Annotated in this window: 13 protein-coding genes and 1 pseudogene; 5 read left to right on the top strand and 9 right to left on the bottom strand. The window is 68.3% G+C overall.

The window, feature by feature from the left end; translation table 11 throughout:
- Together RJ05_RS05275 and pdhA are read right to left on the bottom strand one after the other, a co-directional pair.
- A pseudogene (locus RJ05_RS05275) lies at nt 1-317 on the bottom strand (alpha-ketoacid dehydrogenase subunit beta); the annotation flags it as partial.
- Nucleotides 314-1,411, bottom strand: a complete 1,098-nt coding sequence (gene pdhA, locus RJ05_RS05270; protein ID WP_036533715.1) for a pyruvate dehydrogenase (acetyl-transferring) E1 component subunit alpha — start codon at nt 1,409-1,411, stop codon at nt 314-316. The pseudogene RJ05_RS05275 and the gene pdhA, both read right to left, overlap by 4 nt.
- Before the next feature lie 523 nt (nt 1,412-1,934).
- Here pdhA and RJ05_RS05265 point away from each other — a divergent pair.
- The 3 genes from RJ05_RS05265 (at nt 1,935) to RJ05_RS05255 (ending at nt 3,670) form a co-directional block, all read left to right on the top strand.
- Nucleotides 1,935-2,156 (top strand): hypothetical protein, encoded by a 222-nt coding sequence (locus tag RJ05_RS05265; protein ID WP_104897712.1) that lies wholly within the window; start codon nt 1,935-1,937, stop codon nt 2,154-2,156.
- Nucleotides 2,157-2,270: 114 nt separating this feature from the next.
- Nucleotides 2,271-2,765, top strand: a complete 495-nt coding sequence (locus tag RJ05_RS05260; RefSeq protein ID WP_014349364.1) for an Lrp/AsnC family transcriptional regulator — start codon at nt 2,271-2,273, stop codon at nt 2,763-2,765.
- Nucleotides 2,766-2,854: 89 nt separating this feature from the next.
- Nucleotides 2,855-3,670, top strand: coding sequence for an SDR family oxidoreductase (locus RJ05_RS05255; protein ID WP_036533655.1), 816 nt, complete (start codon nt 2,855-2,857; stop codon nt 3,668-3,670).
- On the opposite strand, the gene RJ05_RS05250 is transcribed toward RJ05_RS05255, so the two are convergent.
- Both RJ05_RS05250 and RJ05_RS05245 read right to left on the bottom strand, forming a co-directional pair.
- Complete coding sequence (locus RJ05_RS05250; protein ID WP_234012339.1) at nt 3,671-4,093, bottom strand: acyl-CoA thioesterase; 423 nt, start codon at nt 4,091-4,093, stop codon at nt 3,671-3,673.
- Entirely contained in the window at nt 4,090-5,046 is a 957-nt protein-coding gene (locus tag RJ05_RS05245) for an AraC family transcriptional regulator (protein WP_036533654.1), read from the bottom strand. Before RJ05_RS05245 ends, RJ05_RS05250 begins: the two co-directional genes overlap by 4 nt.
- 125 nt (nt 5,047-5,171) lie before the next feature.
- On the opposite strand from RJ05_RS05245, the gene RJ05_RS05240 reads away from it, so the two are divergent.
- Both RJ05_RS05240 and RJ05_RS05235 read left to right on the top strand, forming a co-directional pair.
- Nucleotides 5,172-5,756, top strand: coding sequence for a hypothetical protein (locus RJ05_RS05240; RefSeq protein ID WP_138445691.1), 585 nt, complete (start codon nt 5,172-5,174; stop codon nt 5,754-5,756).
- Nucleotides 5,757-5,800: 44 nt separating this feature from the next.
- Nucleotides 5,801-6,979 (top strand): MFS transporter, encoded by a 1,179-nt coding sequence (locus tag RJ05_RS05235; RefSeq protein WP_051016268.1) that lies wholly within the window; start codon nt 5,801-5,803, stop codon nt 6,977-6,979.
- 104 nt (nt 6,980-7,083) lie between these two features.
- Here the strand turns inward: RJ05_RS05235 and RJ05_RS05230 are convergent, their stop codons facing one another.
- The 5 genes from RJ05_RS05230 to RJ05_RS05210 all read right to left on the bottom strand — a co-directional run bounded on the left by RJ05_RS05230 (nt 7,084) and on the right by RJ05_RS05210 (nt 11,916).
- Nucleotides 7,084-7,533: a nitroreductase family deazaflavin-dependent oxidoreductase gene (locus tag RJ05_RS05230; RefSeq protein WP_036533650.1), complete on the bottom strand. Its 450-nt coding sequence runs from the start codon at nt 7,531-7,533 to the stop codon at nt 7,084-7,086.
- A 251-nt stretch (nt 7,534-7,784) separates the two neighbouring features.
- Nucleotides 7,785-8,930 (bottom strand): DUF5925 domain-containing protein, encoded by a 1,146-nt coding sequence (locus RJ05_RS05225; protein WP_228790900.1) that lies wholly within the window; start codon nt 8,928-8,930, stop codon nt 7,785-7,787.
- A 116-nt stretch (nt 8,931-9,046) separates the two neighbouring features.
- Nucleotides 9,047-10,468, bottom strand: coding sequence for an NAD(P)(+) transhydrogenase (Re/Si-specific) subunit beta (locus tag RJ05_RS05220; RefSeq protein WP_036533647.1), 1,422 nt, complete (start codon nt 10,466-10,468; stop codon nt 9,047-9,049).
- A 3-nt stretch (nt 10,469-10,471) separates the two neighbouring features.
- A complete protein-coding gene (locus RJ05_RS05215; protein WP_036533645.1) occupies nt 10,472-10,798 on the bottom strand; it encodes an NAD(P) transhydrogenase subunit alpha part 2 in 327 nt (108 codons plus the stop codon).
- Nucleotides 10,798-11,916 (bottom strand): Re/Si-specific NAD(P)(+) transhydrogenase subunit alpha, encoded by a 1,119-nt coding sequence (locus RJ05_RS05210; RefSeq protein ID WP_051016262.1) that lies wholly within the window; start codon nt 11,914-11,916, stop codon nt 10,798-10,800. Before RJ05_RS05210 ends, RJ05_RS05215 begins: the two co-directional genes overlap by 1 nt.
- Between the last annotated feature and the right edge of the window lie 142 nt (nt 11,917-12,058).

Here is a 12,058-nt window from a genome sequence, read left to right as displayed (position 1 = left end):
CCCTGGGTTCGATAGTGGATCTTGGCCACCTGGGAGACGATCTGGTCGAAGGCCGGGTAGACGAACCCGTCGAATTGGATCTCGCACACCGGCCGGAATCCACGCAGCGCCATGCCGAACGCGGTTCCGATGATGCCGGATTCAGCCAGCGGCGCATCGATGACGCGGTTGTTGCCGAAATCCTTCTGCAGCGTGTCGGTCACCCGGAACACCCCACCGAGGCGGCCGATGTCCTCGCCCATGAGCAGCACCTTCGGATCGTCCTCCAGCGCCCGGCGCAGACCGGAATTGAGTGCGGCTGCGAAGGTGGTGATCATGACGGGACTCCTTCCGTAGGCGCGTGGGCGGCCAGGTGCTGCGCATACGCGCGCCGTTGTTCGGCGATCAGCGGATGCTCGGTGCTGTAGACGTGATCGAACAGCTCCATCGGATCGGGATCGGGCATGTCGATGGTCGCGGTGCGGACCACGGTGGCGATCTCGTCGGCCTTGTCGCGGACCCGCTGCTCGAACTGCTCGTCCAGCAGGTTCTCCCGATCGAGCAGCCGGTGCACCCGGTCGATCGGGTCGCGCCTCTTCCATTCCTCGGTTTCGGCGTCGGAGCGATAGCGGGTCGGATCGTCGGCGGTGGTGTGCGGACCCATCCGGTAGGTGATCGCCTCGATGAACGACGGGCCGCCACCGGCGTGAGCGCGGGCCAGCGCCTGCCGGGTGACGGCGAGCACCGCCAGCACATCATTGCCGTCGACCTGCACCGAGGGGATGCCGTAGCCGAGGGCGCGCTGGGCGATGGGGGTTGCGCTCTGCAACCGGACCGGTTCGCTGATCGCCCAGTGATTGTTCTGGCAGAAGAACACCACCGGCGCGCTCCAGCTCGCGGCGAAACCCAGCGCCTCGGCGATATCGCCCTGACTGGTGGCGCCGTCACCGAAGTAGGCGATGGCGGCGATATCGGCGCCTTCCAGATGCGCGGCGTAGGCGTAGCCGGTGGCGTGCAAGCCCTGCGCGCCGACGACGATGGCCGGATTGGTCATATTGATGGCATCGGGATCCCAGCAGGAATGGGCGACACCGCGCCACATCCGGGTCAATCGGGCCGGGTCGACGCCGCGGCAATAGGCGACCGCGGACTCCCGGTAGCTGCAGAACACATAGTCGTCGGGGCGCAGGGCGCGCGCCGATCCCACCTGCGCGGCCTCCTGGCCGAGCAATGGCGCCCATAGCCCGAGCCGGCCCTGCCGCTGCAAGGCTGTCGCCTCGGTGTCGATGCGGCGGGTCACCACCAGGTCTTCGTAGAGGTCACGCAGCCTGTCGGGCCCGACATCGGCGACCACCGCGGCGTGTTCGCGGTCGAGGACGCGCCGTCCGTCGGGCTGGATCAGTTGTACCGGATAGCTGGGTTTGCCGAGCATCTCCTTCACCGCCTCCTGCACATCGGAGTCAGGATTGTGTCCTGTATCACACAGCATCCACGATCCTGCGTTGTGCGCAAGCGAGCGACACGAAACTGAGCAGAGTGCGCGATTCCGGGGCACCGGCGCCGGTCATATTGCACGTTGTGACAGATCAACTACTCGGCGCGGCGCTATCACCGCTGCTCCGAGGCGGAACTGAGCCCCGGCAGGCGGACGGGCGGACTCGATGACCCACCCAGGCCCACCATGGCTGCGCCGAGTCGCACCGTCGTCTCGTACGAGAACGGAGCCGACGGATCGGACCTGGTAACCACAGCCAGAAGTTCCGCTGTAACGGCCCGACGGGCACCCCGATAGTCTCCGTGGGCCGCGCGGCCGAGCCAAACCTGTTAGAAGAAGGGCATATTCGGCCGTCCTCGCGCCCAGCATCGCCATCGAGATGCCGGCTCTGGCGATGCCGCACGGCTCGGTCCGATCCGCGACCGAGACGATCTCACCGCAGTCGAACAAAGGATTTCTCATGTCGTTCACCAAGCTGCTCGGCGCAGGCGTCGCGGCACTGGCTCTCGGCACCGTTCTCACCGCGGGTCCGGCCATCGCCGAGCCGCTGCCCGTCACCCCGATGGTCACCCCGGTGGTCGCACCGGGTGAACCCGCACCGGGCGGGGCGTCCTCGGGTAGCGCGGTGCTTTCGCTGATCGATCGCCTGATGTGCGGCTCGTCGATCACCTGCCCGTACTGACGGTAGGCCGAATCGAGGGCACGGGCGGATACTCCGCCCGTGCCTGGCACACCAAGGCCGCCGCAGGCACTGATCGCCCGTGTCAGGCAGCCGGCGCGTGTCATCATGCGATATATGACCGGTCGAGAGCTCGCCGATCCCGCCGTCGACGCCACCGACGCGCGGCTGCTGCTGGAACTGGTGGACAACCCGCGAGCGACCGGTGTCGAGCTGGCCGCGCGGCTCGGGTTGTCCCGCAATACCGTGCAGGCGCGACTGGCGCGGTGGGAGGCCAATGGTGTGCTGGCCAGTTTCGAGCGTCGCGTCGAGGCGCGAGCGCTGGGCTATCCGCTGGCCGCGTTCGTGGCCGTGGTGGTCGACCAGCACAAACTCGATCCCGTGGTCGACGAACTCGCCGAAGTCCCCGAGGTCACCGAGGTCTGCGGCATGACCGGTGCCACCGATCTCACCGTCCGTGTGGTGGCCCGCGACGCGGACGATCTCTACCGCATCACCGGCCGCATCCTGAAGATCCCGGGCGTGGAGCGGACCAATATGGCTCTGGTGATGCGCGAATTGGTCGGGCCGCGGATCTCGCCGCTATTGGAACGGATCGCCGAATCGGGCTGACCGGGCGTCGCGGATATCGGTGGCCGATGCGGAGTCAGCTGCGAGATCGTCCGGGCACGGCGCGAGCATGCGACCGCTATCGTGCGGGCATGGATATTTCGGGCAAAGTCGCCGTCGTCACCGGAGCCGGCGCGGGAATCGGAGCGGCGCTGGCGCGACGGCTGGTAGCGGGCGGCGCGCGCGTGGTGGTCGCGGATCTCGACGTCGCGGCGGCGCAGGACGTGGCGGATTCGCTCGGCACCGCCGCGATCGCGGTGGGCGGTGACGTCGCCGACGACGCGGTGATCGCCACTCTCATCGAACGCGCCGAAGCCGAATTCGGCCCGGTGGACCTGTTCTTCGCCAATGCGGGCATCGGCGGCGGGCCCGGCCTGGACAGCACCGATGCGCAGTGGACGGCCGCGCTCGAGGTCAATGTGCTCGGGCATGTGCGCGCGGCACGGCAGCTCGTGCCCGGATGGCTGGAACGAGGCAGCGGCTACTTCGTGACGACCGCGTCGGCGGCGGGTCTGCTCACCCAGATCGGGTCGGCGCCGTACTCGGTGTCCAAGCATGCGGCGGTGGGCTTCGCCGAATGGTTGTCGGTGACCTACGGCGACAAGGGCATTCGGGTCAGCTGCCTGTGCCCGATGGGAGTGGACACCCAACTGCTGCACGGTGGCATGATGCCGCCGGAGAATGCCGAGGCCGGCGAACTCGCGATCAAGGCGGTGACGACGGCCGGTGCGGTACTCACCCCGGAAGAGGTCGCCGAGACGGTGATGGCCGGTATCGAGGCCGAGACCTTCCTCATCCTCCCGCATCCAGAGGTGCTGAAGATGTACCGCTACAAGGGCAGCGATTACGACCGCTGGCTCGACGGTATGCGCCGGTTCCAGGCGGCCCTACAGAATTCGATGGCCTGATCAGTCCGTGACGAGCTGGGCCGCGGCGGTACGGATGACCTCGGGGATCTGCACCGGCTTGCGGGTCTCGGAATCCACGTAGACGTGCACGAAGGTGCCGGTGGCGGCCAACTCCAGCGCGCCGTCGGCCTCGCGGAAGATCGCCAGGTCGTAGGTGATGCTGGAGCGGCCGAGCCGCGAGATCCGCAGGCCGACCTGGAGTTGGTCGGGGAAGCTGATCGAGCCGAGGTACTGGCACGAGGTCTGCGCCACCACCCCGAGGGCGGGCAGGTCGCGGATATCGGTGCCGGTGGCGTGCATCAACCACGCGTTGACCGCGGTGTCGAAGTACGAGTAGTAGGTCACGTTGTTGACGTGCCCGTAGTGGTCGTTGTCGGCCCACCGGGTGGGCACCGGCCAGAGCACCGGATACTGCTGCGTCACCCGGCCGACGATACCGGCGACGGTCCCGCGCCCCTGCGGTGGTCGCGCGGGCTCACGCCGAACTGGCGTTTGAAGGCCGAGCTGAGCGCGAACGCGCTGCCGTAACCGACCTGGCGCGCGATGGACTCGATGGTGGCGTCGGAGTCCTGGAGCAGGTCGGCCGCCAGCGCCAGCCGCCATTCGGTCAGGAACGCCATCGGCGGCTCCCCCACCAGATCGGTGAACCGGCGCGCCAGCGCGGCCCTCGACACCCCGACCGCCGCGGCCAGGCTCGCCACCGTCCAGCCGTGCGCCGGATTGTGCTGCAACAGCCGCAGTGCCTTGCCGACCAGCGGATCGTCGTAGGCGTGGTACCACGCGGGGGCGTCGTTACGGGCGAACCAGGCGCGCAGGGCCGCGATGAGCAGCAGGTCCAGCAGGCGATCCAGGACGGCGCCCTGTGCGGGCTGATCCTTGGACATCTCATCGACGAGCAGTTCGAGCAGCCGGGTGTCGCATTCACCGCGCGGCAGCACGATGACAGGCGGAAGGGCGCGCAACAGACCCTGGCTGACCGCACCCGCCGATTCGTAGGTGCCGGTGACCATCATGGTCTCGCCGTTCGGGTCGGTGCCCCACTCGCGCACGCCCAGACTCAGGGTCTCGCAGAGGATGTCACCGTCGGGCGTCATCGTCACCTGGCCGGGCTTGATGATGATCTGCGGTTCGGTGGACGGATCGTCGGCCACGTCGTATGGGCGTCCGCCGCTGAACACCACGACGTCGCCCGCGTTCGCCCGGCGGCCCTCGGGTTCGTCATCGGTCATGAGCCACGCACTTCCCCTGATCATCGCGAGCACCGTCAACGGCGCCTCGTCCTCGATGCGCAGCGACCACGGCGGTTGCAGCACCGACCGCATCAGAAAGGCACCGCGTGCCCGTGGGCCTTCGAGCAAGCCGGCCAGCGCGTCCATGCCCTTACTGTACGACGCGGCGCACCGGCGGCGAACCGTACGAAAACACCCGCATCGGCCCGCAACTACGCCGATTCTGTCGGTGCCGGATGCGAGTATGGAACGCATCGAGAAAGGGGGCGCGCATGATGGGGATCGACGTCGTTTTCACCGAGGACCGGGTGTGCTTCGGCAGCGAGCACCTCTCGGCCGCCGACCTGCCCGACGGGCGTGAAGTGCCCGCCGCCGATATTCGCGACGCCGACCCGGCCGCGTTTCCGCCGGAGATCCGCACCCGCACGGGGCTCACGCTGTTCGTGTCGGCGAAGCAGCGCGACGAGCTGACCGAGTTCTGCACGGCGAATGCCATTCCGATCACGCACCGCGTCGACGTGTGGGCCGACCTGCTCGAACCATATCTGGACACCGAGTTCTCCGAGGCGGCCCAGCAGGCCACCGTTGCCCGGCTGGCACGCGCGGGCATCCCCGCCGCCGAGGTCGCGAGCATCCGTGCGCGGGTGGGGCCGGTCGTGCACGCGTACAACGTCAAAGTCTGGGAATGGGTGCATCTCGGGCTGTGCGACCTACTCGAGGCGGCGACAACCCGTTTCGTGCCACAGCAGGTCCGCGACGGGCTCGGCGACCTCGCCGAGTTCCGGTCCTGGGCGATGCGCATCGCCGAGCGGCCCGTCGACGGAGCCGGTGCGGATCCGGCTCGTCCGAACCGGTGAGCGGCGGTACCGTCGAGGCGGTGGGTGCCTCGACGATCGACCCGATGGTGCGGACCGCCCGCGCGGCGGTGTTCACCGTCTTCGGGCTCAACGGGTTCCTGCTCGCCATGTGGGTGGTGCATATTCCGGCGATCACCGAACGCACCGGCATCGCCCATTCCACGCTCGGCATGTTCATCCTGTTGATGGCGGGCGCTGGCATCGTGGGCATGCGGTTGGCCGGGCCGCTCGCGGACCGGTTCGGCAGCCGGGCGCTGGTCGGCGTGGCCGGGGTGACGGCGTCGGTATGTGTGATCGGGCCGGGGCTGGCGAGCGGGCCGGTGTCGCTGGCGATCGCGCTGGCGGCGTTCGGGTTCGGCAACGGCGCCCTGGACGTGTCGATGAATACCCAAGCGGTGCATGTGGAACGGGAGTATCGGCGCCCGATCCTTTCGGCCTTCCACGCGCTGTTCTCCGGGGGCGGTCTGCTCGGCGCGCTGGCCGGAGCGCTCACCCTGCGGTTGAACTGGCCGCCATGGCTGACGATGTCGCTGGCGGCGGCCGCGGGAGTCGTCATCGTGCTGGCCTGCCTGCCCCGGCTGCTGCCGCATGCCCCACCGCAACACGAGGCAGACGAGGCCGACGGCGGCGGTTCCCGCAAGGTGTGGGCGCTGGCGGCGCTGGCGTTCGGCCTCCTGCTCACCGAGGGCGTCGCCAACGACTGGAGCACGCTGCAGATGCGCGTGCACCTCGATACCGACGAGTCCACCGCGGCCTTGGCTTTCGGCGCGTTCTCGGTCACCATGACGCTCGGCCGTTTCACCGCCGACCGGGTCAGCGGCGCCTTCGGCCGGGTCGCGGTGGTGCGCTACGGTTCGTTGCTCGCCGCGCTCGGATTGCTGCTCATCCTGGTGTCGCCGTGGGTGCCGCTCACACTGGCCGGCTGGGCGCTGTGCGGGCTCGGCTTGGCGGGCGGCATCCCGCAGATCTTCACCGCCGCTGGCAATCTCGGTTCCGGCAATGCCGCGACGGATATGTCACGGGTGTTCAGCATCGGCTATGTGGGGTTGCTTGCTGGTCCGGCGGTGATCGGCTGGCTCACGGCGCTGATCCCGCTCACGGCCACGTTCGTGGTGCCCTTGGCGATCGTGGTGCTGTGCTGCGTGTTCGCCGGTGTCGTGGCCCCGCCCGCAACGTCGGCCGCGACCACCCCGGCCGAATCGGCGAAGCACTCCGTGGAGTGATCGCGCAACGCGGGCTCCGACGTCCCGGCCGTTCTCGGGCCGCCGATCCGTCGCCTGTCGAATCGCACCGCGCAAACAGCCGCCTCGAGGCACGCCTCGAATGATCAGCCCCGCATCGACAGCTCGACCATCGGCACGGTGTCGATACCCTGCCCGGTGGCCTCCTGGATGACGCCGCTGAGCTCCTGGTACGCCTTCGGATGGCGCACCCGGTACCCGGCCAGCACAGCCGCGGTTTCTTCGATGCCGAGCATGCGAGCCACGGCGGGGGCGCGGTGGCGCCATCCGACGCTGACCCGGCAGTGCGGTTCGGCCAGCAGGTTGCGGTACCACTGTGCGGTCTTGCCGAAGCCGGAGGCGATGATGACGGTGTCGGCGTCGGGCCGGTCGACCGTCTCCAGCACCACGTAGCGCACCTGCCCGGACGTGCGGCCGAGATGTTCGAGCAGCAGCAGCCGGCCACCGAACAGGAATCCGAGGCGTGCTCGGAACACCCAGATGGGCGCCCGCACGAACCACCGCGTCCGCAACAGCTTCGCTCCGATACTCGGCATGCCGACGACGGTAACAGCGCCATCGCCGCAACCCCCGTGCCATGCGGTCCGACACGCCAGCACCCTGCCGCGCGAGCGGGCCGGCGGCCCCGCACACCGCGTGGATCATGATTGCGTCGAAACCACCACACCCAGAACAGGATTCGGCCATGCCGGACGACCCGGGACATCCCCCGAAAATCGGCCCATCGGATTCGCCGCCGTCGACGACTTCACGGAAGTGCCGCGCGGGATCGCCCGCGCCGGCGAACTTACAGGTACATCCCGGATTCGGCCGGCTTGGCCGCCGTCACGATCTGGTCGGCCCCATCCCGCAACGCGATCAGTTCCGCCAGCGTCGCGCCGCCGGCCGGAACCTCCACGCGCTCAGCGTGTTCGCCCAGCCAGACCAGCGATTCGGCATAGCTGAGCCGACCCACTTCGAGCTGGGCCAGGCACCGCCCCGGCCGGGTGACAGCTGGATGCAGGCGGGACAGATCCTCGTTGGTGGTGATCGCGATCAGCACATCCCGGCCCTGGCCGAGCATCCCGTCGGTCAGGTTCAACAGCCGGGAAAGGCCCTGTCCCGCAGACTCTTTGGCCTCGGCGCGGATCAGTTCGTCGCAATCCTCGAGCACCAGCAGCCGCCAGCGCCCGGCCCCCTGTTCGCCGCCGTCGGCACCCATCGCCGCCGACATCAGGTATCCCGGCTGGGAGAACAAGACCTCCGGATCGAGCACACAATCGGCCTGACACCAGGCACCCCAGGAGCGCGCGAGGGCCCGCAGCGCGGTGGTCTTCCCGGTGCCGGGCGCGCCGTGCAGCAGCAACAGCCTGCCGCGAATATCGGCCGCCGCCAGCGCCATCAGCCGATCCAGTGTTGCTGCCACCGGGGCCGAGTAGTTGCCGCGAATATCGGTCCAGGCCGGGGTCGAGATGTCGAGCACGCGCCGGCGCGGGCCCTGGTGCTCGTCCAGATGCCAGAAACCCATCTTGACCACGTCGTCGGCGATGGTTTCGTCCACCGCCTCGTGGGTCGCCTCGGTCATGATCCGTTCGGCGAGTTCATCGTCGACCGCGACCACTTCGACGACGCCGCTGCGGTCCTCCCAGCGATCCGACCGCAAGGTCCAGCCGTCACCGTGCACCAGCACCGAGACGCTGCCGCCTTCGTTGACCATCCGCGACACCGTCGACCCGGCCGGACGCAGCAAAGCCTGCGGACGTACCCGCTCCAGATGCACCTTCCGGTAGCAGGGCAGCGCGCCGCGCGCGAACGGCGTCAGTGCCAGCACATCGAGCACGTCGCGCGCGGAATAGTAGGAATCGAGCCGGACCGACCAGTCGAGCCCGCCGGTGGCATCCGCGGACGCCTCCGGTGTGCCGACCAGCCGCAGAGCTTCACTGTGTTCGAACATCGCCACCATGCTTCGCGCCGGAACGGGGAACGTCCAGCGAATATCGGTTCACCGGCAACGCGACGGCCCGCCGTCCCTACCGGACGACGGGCCGTGTTCGCGCGAAACCGCCTGGATTACAGCGCCTTCAGTTCCTCGGTGACCTCACCGACGGACTTCTTGGCGTCGCCGAACAGCATGGAGGTGTGGTCGGCGTAGAACAGCGGGTTGTCGATGCCGGCGAAGCCGGAGTTCATCGAGCGCTTGAGCACGATGACCGACTTGGCCTGGTCGACGTTGAGCACCGGCATGCCGTAGATGGGGCTGGAGGAGTCCTCGCGGGCGGCCGGGTTGGTGACGTCGTTGGCGCCGATCACCAGGGCGACATCGGTGCGGCCGAACTCGCCGTTGATGTCGTCCATCTCCTTCATCGCGTCGTAGGACACCTCGGCCTCGGCCAGCAGCACGTTCATGTGGCCGGGCATACGGCCCGCGACGGGATGGATGGCGTATTTGACCTCGACGCCCTTGGCTTCGAGCAGCGCGGCCATCTCCTTGACCGCGTGCTGGGCCTGCGCGACGGCCATACCGTAGCCGGGCACCACGATGACCTGGTTGGCATAGGCCATCTGGATCGCGGCGTCGGCGGCCGAGGTGGCCTTGGCCTGCTTGGCCTCACCGCCACCGGCACCGGCCGCGGCGCCACCGCCGCCACCGAACCCGCCGGCCACGATGGCCGGGATGGACCGATTCATCGCCTTGGCCATCAGGTTGGTGAGGATGGTGCCGGACGCGCCGACGATCATGCCCGCAACGATCATCGCGGTGTTGTTCAGCGCCAGACCGGCCGCCGCGGCCGACAGACCGGTGAGGGCGTTGAGCAGCGAGATCACCACGGGCATATCGGCGCCGCCGATGGGCAGCACGACCATCAGACCCAGGATGCCCGCGAGCACCAGCACCGCGATCATCCAGAGCTGGGAGGCCCCGCCGTCGGCGGCCTGCACCCCGATGTAGACCGCGGCGGCGATCGAGCCGACCAGCAGCAGCAGGTTCAGCGGCTGCTGCAGCTTGCCCAGACCGATCGGGCGGCCGGGCAGGATCTCCTGCAGCTTGCCGAACGCGATCAGCGAACCCCAGAACGAGATCGAACCGATGATCGCCGCGAACAGCGAACCGATCACGATGTGCACGGTCGGTTCCTCGCCGTGCTTGAAGTTCGAGAACCCGGTGGTGTCGAGGAATTCGGCCCACGCGATCAGCGCGACCGTGCCACCGCCGACGCCGTTGAACGCCGCGACCAGCTGCGGCATCTCGGTCATCTTGGTGAACTTGGCCGGCGGAACGCCGAGCACCACACCGACCACGAGGCCGGCGATGATGAGAATCCAGTTGCCGGTGTCACGCACCGCGATCAGCGTCGCGATCACCGCGATGCCCATACCGGCTGCGGCGATCCAGTTGCCGCGCACCGCGGTCTTCGGGCCGGTCAGGCCCATCAGACCGTAGATGAACAGCGAGAACGCGACGATGTAGAGAATGTTGACCAGGTTGTCCATGACTCAGCGACTCGCCTTCTCGGTGTTGCCAGATGCGGCCGGCTTCTTGCCCTTGAACATGCCGAGCATGCGGTCGGTGACCACGAAACCACCGATGACGTTCAGGGTTCCGAAGACGACGGCGACGAACAGGATCACCTGCATCAGCACCGACGGGTCCTCGACCTTGCCGAGCGTCACCAGCGCGCCGAGCACCACGATGCCGTGAATGGCGTTGGTGCCCGACATCAGCGGGGTGTGCAGGGTGTTGGGGACCTTGGAAATGACCGCGAATCCGACGAAGCCGGACAGCACCAGGATCGCGATATTGGCAAGCAGTTCGGTGTACATCAGTTCTCCACCTCGCGGGTGACGCAGGAATCGGCGAGCACCTGATCGTCGAAATCAGGGGCGAGCTTGCCGTCGACCAGCATCAGTTCCAGCAGCGCCGCGATGTTCTTCGAGTACAGCTCGCTGGCGTGCTCGGGCATGGTCGCGGGCAGGTTCAGCGGCGAGCAGATGGTGACGCCGTGCTTGACCACGGTCTGGCCGGGTTCGGTCAGCTCGCAGTTACCGCCGGTCTCACCGGCCAGGTCGACGATCACGCTGCCGGGCTTCATGCCCTCCACCGCGGCGGCGGTGACCAGGCGCGGCGCCGGGCGTCCCGGCACCAGCGCGGTGGTGATGACGACGTCGAAGCCCTTGATGGCGTCTTCGAGGGCCTGCTGCTGCTTGGCCTTCTCCTCGTCGGTGAGCTCGCGGGCGTAGCCGCCCTCACCGGCGGCGTCGATACCGAGATCCAGCCACTGCGAGCCGACCGAACGCACCTGATCGGCGACCTCGGGGCGCACGTCGTAACCGGTGGTGCGCCCGCCGAGCCGCTTGGCGGTGGCCAGCGCCTGCAGACCGGCCACACCCACACCGAGCACCAGCACGGTGGCCGGCTTCACAGTGCCTGCCGCGGTGGTGAGCATCGGGAAGAAGCGGGTCGACTCCGAGGCCGCGAGCAGCACGGCCTTGTAGCCGGCCACGTTCGCCTGCGAGGACAGCGCGTCCATCACCTGCGCGCGCGAGATGCGCGGGATGGCCTCGACCGCGAAGGCCTGCACGCCGGCCGATTTCAGCGTGGCGATCTGGTTGTCGGCATTGCGCGGGGCCAGGAACCCGATCAGCGTCTGCCCGGCCGACAGCTTGGCGACTTCGGCGTCGCTGGGCGGGGCGACCTTGACCACGACCTCGGCCGACCACGGATCGCCGATGGTCGCGCCTGCCTCGATGTAGGCCTCGTCGGGAATGAGCGCGCCGAGTCCGGCACCGGATTCCACGACCACCTGCACGCCCTGTTTCACCAGGGCAGGAATGATCTTGGGTACCAATGCGACACGTCGTTCGCCCGCGCCGGTTTCGCGAACGACTCCGACACGCGCTCCGCGCGGGGACTCCTCGCCCACGTTTTGCGTTGTCTCCACCTGTCAGACTTCCTTCTCGTGCTGGCTTAGCTCTACCGAACGACTCAGCGCCACTGAACGGCGGCCGAACGAAGTTACCGAAGAGTAAGTTCCACCAAATCCTGGCAACTGTACCCGGACCGCGGTGAGCTTAGCTGAGAGT

It is taken from the genome of Nocardia cyriacigeorgica NBRC 100375, assembly GCF_000308555.1.
Taxonomy (GTDB): Bacteria; Actinomycetota; Actinomycetes; order Mycobacteriales; family Mycobacteriaceae; genus Nocardia; species Nocardia cyriacigeorgica.
The sequence above is the reverse complement of the archived record's forward strand: the minus strand, read 5'-3'. Positions and strand labels throughout refer to the sequence as shown.